Genomic DNA, 15,517 nt, shown 5'->3' with positions numbered 1-15,517 from the left:
TAACTGCTCGTTCCTGTTTTCGTCCCATGGTAAACTGATTTCTCCTTGCGAAATTTTTCTTTCATTTTACCATCTATTTTTCTTGCATTCCCGTTTTATCGCTAATTTTTAGTGCGAAATATTTTTACCTTTCAGGGCTGTTTCCCCCTTGCTTTTCTTTTAATTTTTATGGGGTAAACGTTACGTTGACATCACTGCCAATCTCCACCACCGTCGTTGCTGCTGGCGTTTGACTTGAAGCAAAACCATTCCCTGTGATTTTAAGATTCAGTCCTAGTCCAGTCAGGATTTCATTGGCACTTTGAATCGATAGTCCTTTTAGATCAGGTACAATAACCGTACCAACCGCCGCACTATCAGTTTCTCCTAAAGCAAGGATCAATTCCGAATTGGGATCATAGACCGAATTGGTTGGCAGGCTCTGAGCCGCAACCGTGGCACCACTAGTCTCTGGATCAACAACGTAGTTTATCCCTCTTTCATTGAGTATACTCGCTGCAAAGTCAATATTTTGACCGACCAGATCAGGAACCGTGATGTTTCCCTTTTGAATTTCTTGCGTTGCTGCACCACCAAGGGTGGTATCTGCCGAATTATAATTGAGCGCCTGTTTTATGAGACTAATCGCGGTAGGCGCCGCACTGGTACTGCCATAAGCGCCTGCTGCTGGTTCATCTAACACCACGTAAACCGAATATTTGGGGTCTTCCACTGGTGCAAAGCAATAAAAGGAGGTTACATACTTGGTTCTGGAATATTCACCATTGATGAATTTTTCAGCTGTCCCGGTTTTTCCGCCAACACTATAACCTTCTGAAAGCGCTGTCATATCCGAATCATAGCCAACCACCTTACGCATAATTTCTCGGGTTGCTGCCGATGTTTCCTTCGAAATAATCTGTTTTTGAGATTCGATTGGTTTTCCCGTGGTTTCAGCGGAAATAACAGTTGGTTTGACATAATAGCCATCATTGACGACGCTATTTAAGGCACTGATAATTTGAATCGGCGTTACTGCCAACCCTTGTCCAAATGAAAAAGTAGCATAATCGACTTCGTTGATCCCGCCCGTGGCAGTCGATAAACGATTGACAATTCCCGCCTCTTCTCCATCGAGTGCAATTCCGGTTCTTTCTCCCAGCCCAAAATTATAGACATATTGATAAAAAACATCGGGATTCAGTTTTTCGATAATCTGAACTAGTCCCGGATTACAGGAATAGGCAATGGCATCTGAAACGGTAACGCTACCATGCGGGCCGGTAGCACAATTAATCACAGCATCACCAATTTGTATCCGTCCCTCACAATAGACCACTGTATCTGGTGTCATGACCCCTTCTTCGAGGGCGGCTGCCCCTGTTAGCGCTTTGAAAGTCGAGCCTGGTTCATAGATAAAGCTAACTGCCTGGTTCTTATACATTTCCGCCAGCTGTTCCTGTTCGGTTTTCCCGGCCAGATCCTCAGCATGTGTCGCAGCAAAATTTGCATCTAGCGTAAAGGGGTCATTAAGATTATAGTCCGGTGTGGTTGCCATCGCAACTACCTCGCCAGTTTTGGTTTCCATCACAATCGCGGTAACACTTTTTGTTTTCCAGGTTGTCGCCGCTTCTTTAACCGCCTTTTCTGCCATCAGTTGAATATTGCTGTCAATCGTTAAAACAATATCCTCGCCCTGAACAGGTTCCTTTAATATCTTTGTTTGCGAAGGGATCTGGTTGCCATTGGCATCCTTTTGAAAGTAAACAACCCCATCTTCGCCGCTTAAGACATCTTCATAGGTCGACTCAACCCCGTAAAGACCACTATAGTCCCTTCCGGTAAAACCCAAAATATAAGATGCAAAATTTCCATTGGTATAATAACGCCGATAATCATCCAGCAACTCGACGCCGTTATAACCATCTATTTCACCATCTTCGCCAATGATCGCTTCTGATTCCTTAATTTCTAAAGCCAGGGCATTATCGACCTTTCCCATAATCAGTACCGGCTGATTTTCCTTACGGGTCGCCCTGGCATAAAGGGCTTCGTAATTATAATCAAGATCTTTGGAAATGGCTGATGCCACGGCCCCGGGATCTTTAATCTTAATCGGAATAAAATATAGGGTTCCATCGACAATACTTACGCCTTCAAAATTATGACTACCGATGATCGCCGCCGCTCCCTGACTGATACCCGTTTTTACTTCAACGATGTCATTCTCCAGGACGGTGATTTTTTTCTGGACATCTTCGATCTTCACGCCCAGTTTGCTGCTTAATGTCCTGGCCAGACGCTCAGGATCTTCGACCTCATAGGGGATCACATTGACAGCTGTAGCGGAGGAATCTTTCGCCAGAACATTCTTATTCCGATCATAGATGTCGCCTCGAGAAGCTTTAATCGGCACCTCTTCAACAAGCTGATCGACCTGGCGTTCATACTTGCCAGTTGAATTAACGATTTGCAGGGAAAACAACTTCCCAATAACAACAATTAAGCACAACGACAGGACAACCATGGCAATCATGATACGATTCTGTTTGCCGACCGGTCCAATCTCTCGTTGCGCCTTCTTTTTTATATTCACGTTTTTTCTCCAAATTTTTTCATTTAAGCTTACCTGATCAAGCTTAAATAAACCTAGAATAAGCTTTCGAACCAACTTCTGACAATTTGCGAATCGGTCATCAGTGATTCTTCTTTTTTCTCCGTCACCAATTCCCGACGATATTGTTCCTGAACCGGTTCGGTCATACCATAACCTCTGGCTTGAGACTCAATCAATTGAAGATTCATATTTGTGACCAACTGACCCTCTTTACTGTCGTTAACCTGAATCGCATCTGCCAGCGATTTCTGGAGCTCTCTGATTTCAGTGTTCTTTTCGTTGATCAAAGCGTGTTGAAATAATATTCCGATCATCGCCGCAAAGGCAATCAGGCCGATAAGCATGACGTAAGAGCTTATCGTCATGTGTTTTGCTTTTTGTTTCGGCATTCTCACTCTTTTTTTTGTAGTCGCCATGAAACACTCCTTAATTCTTAACTTCCTGTTTCCAGCTTTTCCACAATCCGTAACTTGGCACTTCGAGAACGCCGGTTTTCTTCAAGTTCATCACTTCCTGGAACAATCGGTTTTCTTGAAACGAGCTTCACTTCCGGCAATTTCCCACAAACACATTGGGGGAAATCTGACGGACAAGTACAGGGATTGGCTTTTTCTCTAAATAGATGCTTAACAACCCGATCCTCCAGCGAATGAAAGGTGATCACACACATTCTTCCGCCCGGTTTCAGGGCTTCAAGACCCTGGCTTAAAGCATCTTCGAGTATTTTTAATTCTCCATTAACTTCCAGTCGAATGGCCTGGAAGGTCTTTCTTGAGGGATGTTTTTCTTTAAAGCGTTCCTTGGGTGGATACGCATTCTTAATTATTTCACTCAACTCCAGGGTGGTCGTGATGCGCTTAAGATCCCTGGCTCTGACGATCGATTTGACGATTTGGCTAGCAAACTTTTCTTCTCCATAAAGAAAAAGTATTTTTTTTAGTTCCCCGGGGGGATAATCATTGACCACTATTTCGGCGGTTAATTCTGCCGACTGATTCATCCGCATGTCCAGCGGGCCATCGTTATGATAAGAAAAGCCTCGGGTATCATCATCCAGTTGAAATGACGAAACCCCGAGGTCATATAGAATACCTTCGACCCTAAAGAGATGGAGGCCCTTTAGAACCTTGGTTAAACTGGCAAAATTGCTTTTTACAAAATGACGTTGGCAGGCAAAACCCGCCAGTCGGTTTTTGGCATAGTCCAAAGCATAATCATCTTGATCGATCCCGACCAAAACACCGCTTTCATCCAATGACTCACAAATCCATTGGGAATGTCCACCCCCGCCCAGGGTGCAATCCACATAGACGCCATTTGGCTTGATCGCCAGGCCATCAATGGATTCCCGCAGCAATACGGTAGTGTGTGAAAATGTTTGTGGTTTCATTTATATTCCCAGCATTGCCATGTTATTGGCAATATCCTCATAGTTTAAATCATCATTGTCATTATAGCTGGACCATAATTGACTGTCCCAAATTTCCAATCGATTTGAAACCCCGATAATGGTCACCTCTTTTGTTATTTTTGCATACTTGCGAAGCGAAAGTGGAATACTTGCCCGGCCTTGTCGGTCGAGTTCGCAATCGGCGGCACCGGCAAAGAAAAATCGGGTAAATGCTCGCGCATCCTTATCTGATACAGGTAGAGATTTTAGCTTACTTTCAAAATTCTCCCACTCTTCCATTGAAAAAACAAACAGGCAGCAATCGAGTCCTTTTGTCAAGACAAATTCTCCGCCCAGAGATTCTCTGAATTTTGAAGGAATAATCAATCGTCCCTTGTCGTCGATATTATGTTCATACTCTCCAAAAAACATCCTGATCCCCCTCCTTCTTACTTTGCTCTTCCATTATCTTCCACATTATACCACACTCCACCACCCTTCACAAGTTACGAAAGCCGCTATTAAGCAAAAATAAAATATTTATTTTGTTAATAATTACCAACTTTTGTATTCATTTTATATCGAAAAACTTAAAAATAAATTCACTATCGTCTTTCCTCTTTCCTTTCCTTTTAAAATCTACATTATAACTTGTGATTCGATCCTTTTTGGTTTAAACTAATAAAACAATGAAAATTAAGGAGTAATTTAAAATGAGAGCAGTAGTTACGGTTATAGGAAATGACCGCACCGGAATAATTTATAATGTTTCTAAAATTCTGGCTGAAAATAATGTCAATATTGAAGACATCAGTCAGACCGTTATGCATGATTTTTTCACCATGATCATGCTGGTCGACATGACAAATATGTCTGTCGATTTTAATGTCCTGAAAAACGGTCTTGAAGAGGTGGGCGAAACCATTGGGATGTCCATCCGTATTCAGCATGAAGATCTTTTCAATGCTATGCACACCATTTAGGCGGCCCTGATTATGGCAATGTTTAAAGACGTCCTCGAGACGGTAAGAATGATTGATAAAGAACGGCTTGATATCCGGACCATCACCATGGGAATTTCATTGCTGGATTGCATTGATTCCTCCGGAGTAAAAAGCCGCCAGAAAATCTATGAAAAAATCACCCGATTGGCAGAGAACCTCGTTAAAGAAGGCGAACGGATTGAAAATGAATTGGGAATTCCGATTGTCAATAAGCGCATCTCAGTAACACCAATATCACTTATCGCCGGTAGCAGCGATGACCTGAATTATGTTGAATATGCCAAAATTCTCGATGCCGCCGCAGCAACAGTCGGGATAAACTTTATCGGCGGGTTTTCGGCGCTGGTTCCCAAGGGCTTTACAAAAGGCGACCGAATTCTGATCGACTCTATTCCTGAAGCGCTGGCAACTACCAATTGCGTGTGTTCATCCGTTAATCTTGGTTCCTCGAAAGCCGGTATTAACATGGACGCTGTTAAACGGCTGGGAGAAGTGATTAAAGAAACCGCCTACCTGACTCGGGAGGCGGATTCCATCGGCTGTGCCAAGTTTGTCGCCTTTGCCAACGCGGTTGAAGACAATCCCTTTATGGCAGGCGCCTTCCACGGCGTCGGCGAAGCCGAATCGGTTCTCAATGTTGGGGTCAGTGGTCCCGGAGTTGTCAAACGGGCGCTGGAAAAAGCCCAGGACGCTTCCTTTGGGGAAATGGCCGAAATCATCAAGAAGACAGCCTTCAAAATTACCCGGGCTGGCCACCTGGTCGGTACCACCGTGGCTGAGCGTCTGAATGTCCCTTTTGGTATTTTAGACTTGTCCCTGGCTCCAACCCCGGAAATTGGTGACAGTGTTGCCCGCATCCTTGAGGAAATGGGTCTGGAACACTGTGGCACCCATGGTACCACAGCAGCCCTTGCAATGCTCAATGATGCCGTTAAAAAAGGCGGTATTATGGCCTCCACCTCGGTGGGTGGCTTTAGCGGTGCCTTTATCCCGGTCAGTGAAGATGAAGGAATGATTGAAGCCGTGGAATGTGGCGCCCTGACCTTTGACAAACTGGAAGCCATGACCAGTGTTTGCTCGGTTGGTATCGATATGGTCGCCATCCCTGGCGATACCCCAGCTTCCACCATTTCTGGGATCTTAGCGGATGAAGCCGCTATTGGCGTCATCAACAATAAAACCACCGGTGTTCGCATTATCCCTGTTTATGGAAAAGACGTTGGCGATACCGCCGAATTTGGTGGACTGCTGGGCCGAGCACCGATTATGCCGGTCAATAAAAACGATTGCTCGGTTTTTGTAAATCGTGGCGGACAGATCCCCGCCCCTATTCACAGCTTTAAAAACTAACGCAATCGAACTGGCAACTTGGGAGACCCACAACTGTGGGTCTCCTGTTTTATCGAAAGGAGCTAATAAATGAATGTCGAATTATGGGAAAAATGTGTAACCTTTCACGGACATCACTGCCCCGGCCTGGCCATTGGTGTCCGCGCTTCTCTGGAAGCCATCAAAACGCTTTCTCTTGATCTGGCCGGAGATGATAAGATTGTCTGCGTTGCTGAGAATGAGTCCTGTAGTGTTGACGGCATCCGGACGGTGCTGGATTGCACTAGCGAAAAGGGCAACTTATTTTTTATAAAAGGCGGAAAACAGGCTTTTTCTGTTTTTAATCAAACCACCGGTGCGAGTATCCGTTTAATTTTAAAAGAACTTCCGCCAATGGAACGTGATGAAATGGAAGCCTTCCTGCTTAACGAACCCGACGCGACAATACTTTTCGATTTCGAAAAACCCCATTTCGAATTACCTGAAAAACTTAACTGAGTTTTAAAAACACCACCATGATTAATCCGGAACGATTAATCATGGTGGTATTTTTTTATTCACTCAGCCATTATCACTTGCGGTGCCAGCGATAACTTTGATATGGTATAATAAACAAAATAATTTACTATAAAATCTTATATCGAGGTGCTCATATGTTTACTTTGCCCGTTTATACAGCTCCTGATTTTACCGAAACCTTTTTTGTCAAAGCCCCCAGTGTCCGAACGATGCCAGCTCCTATGGATGGTGTGGTTCCAGAGAACTTTTATGCCACGACCATCTTTCCCGAGTATTTTAAAATCCATGATACCTGGCAGCTGATGGCTGAAAGTCGGATGGACTGCGTGGTTGTCATTGCCAATGATCGACCCCATGCCATCGAATTCAGAAATGTCAAGAAAGGCGATGCCGTTGTCGTCGGACGTCATGAAGATGGCGGAAACGGTGTTTATGTCGATCATTTTGCCTTCAGTAAAAAACATCCAGATGGTGATAATTTTTCGTTTCGTACCTCCAATTCCCGGGAAACCGCCTACTCCCGGGACTACGACCGACTCTATCAACTCTTGGAATTCGAACGGGATAACGGCTATATTCTATGGGTTCTCGGCCCGGCCGTAACCTTTGACCAGGACTCCCGAAATGCCATGACCCATCTGGTGGAAATGGGCTATGTGGATGCCCTCTTTGCCGGAAATGCCCTGGCCACCCACGACTTGGAGTCCCATTTTTTTAACACCGCCTTGGGTCAGGACATCTATTCCAAAGAAAATAAATCGCTGGGTCACTATCACCATATCGAAACCATCAATCGGGCTCGGGGCTGCGGTTCCCTGGAAAATTTAATTGAAAAATATAAAATCGAAGATGGTATTGTCAATTCCTGTATTAAAAATGACATCCCCATGGTTTTAGCCGGTTCAATTCGCGACGATGGGCCTTTACCTGGCGTCTATGCTGATGTTTACAGCGCCCAGGATGCTCTGCGGGTGCACACCAAAAAAGCCACTACGATCATCTGTCTGGCAACTCAGCTCCACACCATTGCCACCGGCAACATGACCCCTTCCTACCAGGTGGTTGATGGTCTGATTCGGCCGGTTTATTTTTATACTGTTGATATCTCCGAATTTGTGGTCAATAAACTAAAGGACCGGGGCAGCCTCAGTTCCCGGTCGATCATCACCAATATCCAGGATTTTGTAGTCAATTTACAGCGAAATTTATCATTGAAGTAATTATCATTAAATAAAAAAAGGACTTTTGCCAAAGCAAAAGTCCCCACCACTCGATGATTTAATTACATAATAGAAGGCAAAATTAAAGGTAGTACTGAAAAATTAAGCAATTGTAAAACCCAAATTGTACAGGCCGGGGGGTCGATGTGGCTGTCTGCGTAACTGTTAAAGGCTAAGCCCGCAAACTCTCCGATTATCGCTGCCAGGATACCCGTGATGGCGGCAGCTACAATGGCGGCCACTGGGCTTAATGTTCCTGAAAAAACAACGATAGCGGTTGAAGCAGCTGGCAATACAATATGATGGCAGCCATAGAAAGGCAGTCCCATACTGGCAAAGATCAGTCCAAAGGCGGCGATACCAAAGGCAAAGCTACCCATCTGTGAGAATAGATATCCAGCTTCACCTGACCCGGCTAAAGCCATGCTGCCGAAAGCCGCCGCAATACCACCAACCAGAATACCAAAACCGGCACCCAGAACGATGGTGAACATCAAATCAGAGCCTTGAGGCAGATAATGTCGTGTTACACCAGCGGGAGTTTTACCTGTTAAACCGGAGTCGGTAAAAATCAAACGTACTAGAATGGCAGAAATGACAACACTTAAAGCAACTGTGTCGGTCCATGCTGCGGAACCAAGTACATTTGCGCCAATTACTGTGCCGATAACAAAGTTTAATAAGTAACCAATAATACCAAAAATTCCGCCGACCAGTAATACGGATGCGTCTTTTAATCCTGCTAGTGGGGTGATAATATCCCCGCCAACTTCCAACTTTCCAATTTTTTTAGCATAAGCAGAAGCGGCAACCGCACCAGCAAACGCAACACATGGTGAGAACCATGATCCAAAGCTGACGATCCCAATGGCTGGGGCTCCAAAATCTCCGGCAAGAATTGCGGCAATGACTGTTAACCCAGTAAAAATAAATGATGGCACACCACCGATGGCGGCTGCAAATAACCCGCCGCCAAAAGCAGCAATTAATAATGTAAAATCCATCTCTTTTTCTCCTTTTAAATAAAATTTGATTGTTGTAAACATAAAAACGCCATCGAGTGGTTCTGATAATGTTTACATGCTCAGTTTAACAAGAAGGTCAAATTTTTACTATGGTCATCATCGCCAAAATATCTGTCCTCCGTTGTGCACCATTTACAAGGGTTGCTATCAAAACCGTGTACACCATCACTTATGATTCTACACATTTATTATTTTTTTCAAAAAAACAAAAAAAGAGCCGGAGCTCTCTTAGATTAAGGGGTCTAGTATGGACTTTACATCATCCCAGTAAGGGGTCACAATCCCTCTTAGTTAGAATAAACGATGGGTCAGAAAAAAGCATCCGCATTGATTAACAAAATGATGCTATTAATCTGTGCGTGGTGCACAGTATTTACAAAAATTTCTCTCTGTGATTATTTACTAAGCCCAACCCTGATGCGAAAAGCTACTGATGTTTTAAAAACTCTAAAATTCGAAACGAGTACGCTAAGTCAAACTGCACCTTCGGTGCCGTTAACTCCAGCTGAGTAAGCGATTTGATTCGATCGATGCGATAACTGAGGGTATTTCGGTGAATATGGAGGGCTTCACAGGTTTCTTTATAATTGCATCCATAATCGATAAGTGTGTTTAACGTATAGAACAACTCAGATTGATGTCGTCGGTCATATTTCTCAAGTTTCAACAAACCAGTTTGAACAAAATCCCTGAGATTATTTCCAGCCTCACCGGTTACCTTCTCAAGCAGATGAAAAAACTTATAATCATCATAATTAAAAAGGCGCTCTTTCTCATGAATTGTTAAGCCAATGCGAATGGCTGCCTTCGCATGAAAATAATGGCATTGAAAATTCTCAATCCCCTGAAAAAATTCGCTGATGCCAATTCGCAATCCATGTTTTTCCATAAATATTTTTAACCGACTGATCCCCTTATCCGTTTTTTCTGTTTCCAGATCCGTACATAAAACAACCATCTGATTACCGTAAAAAATTGTATGGGATTTAGGAACGACGTGATACAAATCATCTCGTAGTGAGTCTTTAAAGACCTCCTGATTAAGATTGGCATCATCTTGTTCAGAAACCAGGACACACAGATTATTACTGGTATTAAGCTCTGACTCCAGGACCCAAGATTTAAAATCGGCATTCTCTTTATCTCGACCCTCAATCAGATCCTTTAGGATCCCCTCATTGATATTGCCGCGAAGATACTTATACATCGGAATCTTTAAAATAATTTCGGTCAGCACCTCATTAGCCAGTAGCAGCAACTCAAAATGCTCATTCTGGACTTCCGTTTTTTCGAAAAACATCACCATTGCTCCAGCATATTTACCGCGAATGATCACTGGCGACACCAATACCTTCGACTCGCTTTCCGCTCCCACCACATAGGGCGTTCGATCCTTGGGAAAACGTTTGACCTCTTCGATATTGACGATTTCAAAAATAAACTCGTGGCTACAAAATCCTTTAGAGATTGCAAAATTCCATGAGGGTTCGGTGATTTCAGCGGTTCGGCTCATTCCGCGAATGGTAAAGTTTATATCAATAAATATAACTGGTTTTTTCATCAGATAACTAATCGTTTCGACAACCTCTTCAACGGTGTGGTTATCCAGCAGCAATCTTAATAACCGATTGCTTTGTCGGTATCTCAGTTCTGTTTGACCATCCATAGCTGTTATTTATTTTTCACTCCATTTCAGTTGTTTAAATACTTTCCCGATACTTCCGTTGATGATCAGATTAGCCCGCGTATCCATCGGCGTTGCGGATTTATTAACCAGTACCAGGTTCTTGCCCCGGTAATAATCAATCAGTCCTGCGGCCGGGTAAACACCCAACGAGGTTCCGCCAATAATCAGAACTTCGGCACCTGTAATGGCAGCAACCGACTGCTTCATTACATCATTATTGAGACCTTCACCATACAATACCACATCCGGTTTAATGGTACCACCACAATTACATAGAGGTACTCCCTGACTTTCCTGGATTGCTTGAACCGGATAGGCCTGATGACAGCGGATGCAGTAATTACGATGAACCGAGCCATGGAGTTCCAGCACTTTTTTACTGCCTGCCAATTGATGAAGTCCATCGATATTCTGGGTAATTACCGCCCTCAATTTACCTTTTTTTTCCAGTTCTGCCAACTTTATATGGGCATCGTTTGGTTTCGCTTCCAGGTGCAGTATTTTATTGCGATAAAAATGATAAAACTCTTCAGTATTATTCATGAAAAACTCGTGGGAAAGAATGGTTTCCGGCGGATATTTGTAGGTCTGACTGTACAGGCCATCGACGCTTCTGAAATCTGGAATACCACTTTCCGTTGAAACACCAGCTCCACCAAAGAAAACCATATTTCCTGACTCTTCAACTATTTTTTTTAAGCTTTCAATATCGGTCATCTTCTCCTCTTTTCTCGAATCTTTTCTAAATTGCTTAATTTCTCTTAGAAACCATTCTACCATATCTTGAGCTTTATTCCTGAAAGTAAATAGAATTCATTTCCATAAGGACCGACAAAGTCATGATTTCTCGCGACAATATATGTCACATCCAAATATTAATCTTCTGCAATTACAATCACACTATCCTGGTCAGCTAAACTAACCACAGTTGATTTAGCCGGATTGATATAGATGCCATAATTCTTTTGAGCATCTTTTTGTTCGTCAGCAATCACATAACCAATGACGATTTCGTTCTTTCTTTTTGCCGCTTCAACCAAAGTGTAATAATTAACGGCTGTACCGGTGATAATATATTTTGCTGCTTTTTTAATATAAAGTTCCGAACCGGCAGCATCAAATAGATCTTCAAATACCATATTGATCATTTTGTTCTCCGAAACCTGGGTCAGCATCAGACTGATCAATTTTTCACTAACGATAAAGTCATTGACCTTTGTCACTTCCGCCAGTTTTTTATTTCTAAAGTCCATCATTTCACTAACAACCGAAAAACGGCAATTAAGTCTTTCGGAAATATCCCGAAGCTGAAGCAGCACTACCAGCGTATTTGCATCAGATTCCTGCACATCCAGCTCAGAATTATTAGACAGAATAATAACATGGTCATAATTTTTGACCATCAATTCATCTAATATACGCCGATCTTTGGGATCCCCCTTTAATAATTCAATTCTCTGGTTGATAACCTGGCTGAGAGCTGTCTGGAAGTCTTCTTCTTCAACACAGTCTGAAACCACAGTTAGGATTGACTCCTGGGCAACATAATTATCAATTTCTTGAATAATTAAGTGGGCATTATCATTCCAGCCCAGAATCAATGTTTTTTCAGGGCGATCCGGTGTTGTTACTAAGGTTTGAATAATTGCTCCTGCATCAATACTATATTGATGATCCGTTTCTGCGACAATGGTATCATCATCTTCTGAGATGGCAATAACTACGTCTCCCGCCTGTAAAACCGTGTCCATTGGCGGATTCAAATAGGTTTTTCCGTGAGACTCGATGCCAATCACTGTCGATTTTTCAAACATAAACAAGACCTCACCAAAGGTTTTGCCAATCGCTTGACGACAATCGCAAAAATATATTTCATCCCCGTCGAAGTCTAAAAGTTCAGTATAAACAGTCGAAAGACCGGGTTGACGGCAGGTTTGCGCAATGATCCGGGAGATCAAGGTATCGCTGAGAATTATTTCAGCTTGATTATTTCCAGCAATTCTAGCCAACTGAATATTTTCTGGATTTTTTAACACAGTGACAATATTATACGGTTCACTCCGTTTATTGGGATTGTTCGTAATTGCAAGAATCGTCTTAATGACTCGGGTATCATCTTCTGGTAATATAATAATTGATCGAGAGGTATTTAAACTAACAATTGTCAGATCATCGATATCGATCGGATTTCCCTGTCGCGTAACAATTCTCGTGGTTTTCATATCGCTAATCCGTTCCCGGATAGCATCATCCATTTCCGATTTATCATGATTCCCCATAATGACTATACAGGCATGTTTGCGACTGCTATTGGCTTCGATCAATTCTTCGATAATCGTAAAGATTTGTTCTGACCAGCCCAGTATGATGGTCTGATCCTTCTCGATAACCCGAGATCTACCTTTTCGTAGCGAATCCAATTTTGACTCAATACCGGTAGTTAAGATCCCAATCAGAATACTGAGTATAAAGATGCCACCTAAGGTGGTGACAAACATCAGAAAGATATAACCAACACTTCCGGTGTCCCAACTTACCGTTCCCGAGTCAATCGCTCTCATTAGCCCCATCCATAACAGTTCAGTAAAACTTGCGGTTGGACCAGATTGGGTAATCCAGACAATCAGCGAAATAACTGCGATCATAATTGCCGTTGCACTGGCTAAAGACAATAACAAAATCCCTGTTCCTTTTGACATCAGGTTGTCAAACCGGTACCGTAACTTTTCTAAAAAACCAACTTTTTCCATTTTCAGCACACCTCTTCACCATTAATTATTTTGTCTCAAAACTAAGAATTAGTTATCTTGCTGCACAAGTGTATTTAACGCAAACATTGTATCATAATCAACCACTGCCTTCAATCATTGTTGACACCTAATTTCGGTAATTTACGAGCGTTAAAATAGTAATGTCGCATCACTTAATAAACAAGTTACTCTTTTTTTACTAATGTTGCATTTACCTGGTCTGGCATACGCGCATTGATTATTGATCGTTGTTGCAAACATCCACGGTTTTTAATCGTGCTATTTCTCAAAGTCTGAATCATCATCTTTTCTTTTTTTTACGAAGCTACCAAGGTACATTCCCAATATCGCAGTCACACCATAACCACATCCATAAATCAGCGCCTTCGTATCAATAATCAAAAATATTGCTGGTAGAAAAATGATACCAATAAAAATCGGATAGAACCAGACAATCCCATTTTTTAATCCGTATACAAAAGCAGAAATAAAACAATATAGGGGAATAACTAGCAACATAAAGAATGTAAAATAGCTTGTCGTCGGATCTAGCGTTGGCAAGAAAAAAAAGATCAAGGAAGTCATGATCAGATACGGTAGCACCGGTAACAATAATGCAAAGTTTTTTTTCATATTCAGCTCCTAATTACAAAATGCAATTACTTATTCATTTAATCTGTTTCATTATAACATGAAAAAAAGAGATAGAAAAACAAATCACTTTGCTTTTCTATCTCTTTTTTTATATTTTTCGCCGCATGGCTTCTTTTATCGGATTGTAGTTTCCTCGGGTTTGTTTAATCCTTAGTTGGATCAAACCCTCGTCAACTGCATTCTTTTTTGCACCAGTTGTTCCGCCAGGAGCATAGCTGGGTAGCTAAGTTTGGAAAGGATAAGTGCTGAAGGCATCTAAGCACGAAGCCCCCTTCAAGATAAGATATCTCACCAGAAATGGTTAAGGTCCCTGATAGACGATCAGGTAGATAGGCTGGATGTGGAAGTATGGTAACATATGGAGCTGACCAGTACTAATCGACCGAGGTCTTGATCCAAGATTTTATACACTGTGCTGTTTCGAGTGATCGATTTGTCCGATTTTTGATAAAAAATCGCATTGAGCTTTGAGCGTTAGCGCGCGAAAGGTGACAAATGATCGGCATTTTTTAAGCATTCTTATCCGCAAGGAATAAGAAAAGAATGATTAAAAAATACCATCCATTAAACAATGATATAATTATAGCAAGTAGGGATAAGGATGATTTTTTGTTCGAAAAATAATGATGATAATAAGGATTATTTTTCAAACAAAAGATCGGCCATTTAGCCGGTCTGACCGCTAACGCTCCTTCAGACCTATTTGTTTCAGTCGATTTACAATCGCCTGAAAAAAAGCTAAATGATCCCGTAATGATGGCGGAAGGGCCACACCTGTTCCCATACCGAACACAGCAGTAAAGTCTTCCAGCGCCGAAAGTACTTGGTGGGTAACTGCCTGGGAGGATAGGACATTGCGGGACTTTTAAATAATCCTCAGTAGCTCAACGGTGGAGCACTCGGCTGTTAACCGATAGGTTGCTGGTTCAAATCCAGCCTGGGGAGCCATTAAGACATCAGGCGGGTGTGAAACAAACCGTTTCATATCCGCTCTTTTAAGCAAGGCCCCTTGGTCAAGCGGTTAAGACACCGCCCTTTCACGGCGGTAACAGGAGTTCGAGTCTCCTAGGGGTCACCAATTTCATATTCATGCGGCCTGGTAGTTCAGTTGGTTAGAATGCCAGCCTGTCACGCTGGAGGTCGAGAGTTCGAGTCTCTTCCAGGTCGCCATAATTTTTATAAGCAGAGAACCAAAAATGCGAGAACGCAGTGAGTGAACATTTTTGTGTGAATCGCTTATGCAATTATTGACATTTTGCTTCCTTAAATTATAATAAAGCAAAATGAGAGATAATTGTAATCCAATCAATGTGTCAAACAATTATCTTAAAGCTGATGTGGCT

Annotated in this window: 13 protein-coding genes, 3 tRNA genes, 1 rRNA gene and 1 other annotated feature; of the genes, 8 read left to right on the top strand and 9 right to left on the bottom strand. The window is 42.5% G+C overall.

Annotated features, from left to right (window positions below; genetic code table 11):
* Positions 1–166: 166 nt before the first annotated feature.
* The 4 genes from QZ998_RS12810 to mraZ are packed head-to-tail and all read right to left on the bottom strand — an operon-like array spanning position 167 to position 4,418.
* A complete protein-coding gene (locus tag QZ998_RS12810; protein ID WP_296561178.1) occupies positions 167–2,575 on the bottom strand; it encodes a PASTA domain-containing penicillin-binding protein in 2,409 nt (802 codons plus the stop codon).
* Positions 2,576–2,628: 53 nt separating this feature from the next.
* The gene (locus QZ998_RS12805) at positions 2,629–3,012 is read right to left on the bottom strand and encodes a hypothetical protein (RefSeq protein ID WP_296561176.1); all 384 of its coding nucleotides are present in this window, start codon (positions 3,010–3,012) and stop codon (positions 2,629–2,631) included.
* A 17-nt stretch (positions 3,013–3,029) separates the two neighbouring features.
* Positions 3,030–3,986 carry a 16S rRNA (cytosine(1402)-N(4))-methyltransferase RsmH gene (gene rsmH, locus QZ998_RS12800; protein ID WP_296561174.1) on the bottom strand — a complete coding sequence of 319 codons (957 nt, stop codon included), beginning with the start codon at positions 3,984–3,986 and terminating at the stop codon, positions 3,030–3,032.
* Positions 3,987–4,418 carry a division/cell wall cluster transcriptional repressor MraZ gene (gene mraZ, locus QZ998_RS12795; RefSeq protein WP_026396140.1) on the bottom strand — a complete coding sequence of 144 codons (432 nt, stop codon included), beginning with the start codon at positions 4,416–4,418 and terminating at the stop codon, positions 3,987–3,989.
* 281 nt (positions 4,419–4,699) lie between these two features.
* Between mraZ and QZ998_RS12790 the strand changes: the two genes are divergently transcribed.
* The 4 genes from QZ998_RS12790 to QZ998_RS12775 all read left to right on the top strand — a co-directional run bounded on the left by QZ998_RS12790 (position 4,700) and on the right by QZ998_RS12775 (position 8,058).
* Positions 4,700–4,969: an ACT domain-containing protein gene (locus QZ998_RS12790; RefSeq protein WP_296561171.1), complete on the top strand. Its 270-nt coding sequence runs from the start codon at positions 4,700–4,702 to the stop codon at positions 4,967–4,969.
* Positions 4,970–4,981: 12 nt separating this feature from the next.
* The gene (locus QZ998_RS12785) at positions 4,982–6,340 is read left to right on the top strand and encodes a PFL family protein (protein ID WP_296561169.1); all 1,359 of its coding nucleotides are present in this window, start codon (positions 4,982–4,984) and stop codon (positions 6,338–6,340) included.
* A 69-nt stretch (positions 6,341–6,409) separates the two neighbouring features.
* Positions 6,410–6,817, top strand: coding sequence for a formylmethanofuran dehydrogenase subunit E family protein (locus tag QZ998_RS12780; protein ID WP_296561167.1), 408 nt, complete (start codon positions 6,410–6,412; stop codon positions 6,815–6,817).
* A gap of 155 nt (positions 6,818–6,972) precedes the next feature.
* A complete protein-coding gene (locus QZ998_RS12775) occupies positions 6,973–8,058 on the top strand; it encodes a hypothetical protein (protein ID WP_111889152.1) in 1,086 nt (361 codons plus the stop codon).
* A gap of 62 nt (positions 8,059–8,120) precedes the next feature.
* Here the strand turns inward: QZ998_RS12775 and QZ998_RS12770 are convergent, their stop codons facing one another.
* The 5 genes from QZ998_RS12770 to QZ998_RS12750 form a co-directional block, all read right to left on the bottom strand.
* A complete protein-coding gene (locus QZ998_RS12770; protein ID WP_296561166.1) occupies positions 8,121–9,104 on the bottom strand; it encodes a hypothetical protein in 984 nt (327 codons plus the stop codon).
* Between the two features lie 406 nt (positions 9,105–9,510).
* The gene (locus QZ998_RS12765; protein WP_296561165.1) at positions 9,511–10,749 is read right to left on the bottom strand and encodes a helix-turn-helix domain-containing protein; all 1,239 of its coding nucleotides are present in this window, start codon (positions 10,747–10,749) and stop codon (positions 9,511–9,513) included.
* Between the two features lie 9 nt (positions 10,750–10,758).
* On the bottom strand, positions 10,759–11,487 hold the full coding sequence (locus QZ998_RS12760) for an NAD-dependent protein deacylase (protein ID WP_296561164.1): 729 nt from the start codon (positions 11,485–11,487) through the stop codon (positions 10,759–10,761).
* 158 nt (positions 11,488–11,645) lie between these two features.
* On the bottom strand, positions 11,646–13,520 hold the full coding sequence (locus QZ998_RS12755; RefSeq protein ID WP_296561163.1) for a hypothetical protein: 1,875 nt from the start codon (positions 13,518–13,520) through the stop codon (positions 11,646–11,648).
* A 279-nt stretch (positions 13,521–13,799) separates the two neighbouring features.
* Entirely contained in the window at positions 13,800–14,153 is a 354-nt protein-coding gene (locus tag QZ998_RS12750; RefSeq protein WP_296561161.1) for a hypothetical protein, read from the bottom strand.
* A gap of 146 nt (positions 14,154–14,299) precedes the next feature.
* Positions 14,300–14,560, top strand: a sequence feature (23S ribosomal RNA rRNA prediction is too short).
* A gap of 360 nt (positions 14,561–14,920) precedes the next feature.
* On the opposite strand from QZ998_RS12750, the gene rrf reads away from it, so the two are divergent.
* The 4 genes from rrf to QZ998_RS12730 all read left to right on the top strand — a co-directional run bounded on the left by rrf (position 14,921) and on the right by QZ998_RS12730 (position 15,344).
* Positions 14,921–15,037, top strand: a 5S ribosomal RNA gene (gene rrf, locus QZ998_RS12745).
* Positions 15,038–15,047: 10 nt separating this feature from the next.
* Positions 15,048–15,122, top strand: a tRNA-Asn gene (locus tag QZ998_RS12740).
* Between the two features lie 55 nt (positions 15,123–15,177).
* A tRNA-Glu gene (locus tag QZ998_RS12735) sits at positions 15,178–15,252 on the top strand.
* 15 nt (positions 15,253–15,267) lie between these two features.
* Positions 15,268–15,344: transfer RNA gene (locus QZ998_RS12730), tRNA-Asp, on the top strand.
* Positions 15,345–15,517 lie beyond the last annotated feature (173 nt).

It is taken from the genome of uncultured Acetobacterium sp. (assembly GCF_927416815.1).
GTDB lineage: Bacteria > Bacillota > Clostridia > Eubacteriales > Eubacteriaceae > Acetobacterium.
Note: the sequence above shows the minus strand (reverse complement) of the source record. Positions and strands in the feature narration are given on the sequence as shown.

Bases quoted from the DNA above. Each gene is read 5' to 3' on its own strand.
- QZ998_RS12760 (WP_296561164.1), bottom strand. From the start codon at position 11,487: ATGACCGATATTGAAAGCTTAAAAAAAATAGTTGAAGAGTCAGGAAAT.
- QZ998_RS12780 (WP_296561167.1), top strand. From the start codon at position 6,410: ATGAATGTCGAATTATGGGAAAAATGTGTAACCTTTCACGGACATCAC.
- mraZ (WP_026396140.1), bottom strand. From the start codon at position 4,418: ATGTTTTTTGGAGAGTATGAACATAATATCGACGACAAGGGACGATTG.
- QZ998_RS12790 (WP_296561171.1), top strand. From the start codon at position 4,700: ATGAGAGCAGTAGTTACGGTTATAGGAAATGACCGCACCGGAATAATT.
- QZ998_RS12765 (WP_296561165.1), bottom strand. From the start codon at position 10,749: ATGGATGGTCAAACAGAACTGAGATACCGACAAAGCAATCGGTTATTA.
- QZ998_RS12775 (WP_111889152.1), top strand. From the start codon at position 6,973: ATGTTTACTTTGCCCGTTTATACAGCTCCTGATTTTACCGAAACCTTT.
- QZ998_RS12770 (WP_296561166.1), bottom strand. From the start codon at position 9,104: ATGTTTACAACAATCAAATTTTATTTAAAAGGAGAAAAAGAGATGGAT.
- QZ998_RS12755 (WP_296561163.1), bottom strand. From the start codon at position 13,520: ATGGAAAAAGTTGGTTTTTTAGAAAAGTTACGGTACCGGTTTGACAAC.
- QZ998_RS12750 (WP_296561161.1), bottom strand. From the start codon at position 14,153: ATGAAAAAAAACTTTGCATTATTGTTACCGGTGCTACCGTATCTGATC.
- rsmH (WP_296561174.1), bottom strand. From the start codon at position 3,986: ATGAAACCACAAACATTTTCACACACTACCGTATTGCTGCGGGAATCC.
- QZ998_RS12785 (WP_296561169.1), top strand. From the start codon at position 4,982: ATGGCAATGTTTAAAGACGTCCTCGAGACGGTAAGAATGATTGATAAA.
- QZ998_RS12805 (WP_296561176.1), bottom strand. From the start codon at position 3,012: ATGGCGACTACAAAAAAAAGAGTGAGAATGCCGAAACAAAAAGCAAAA.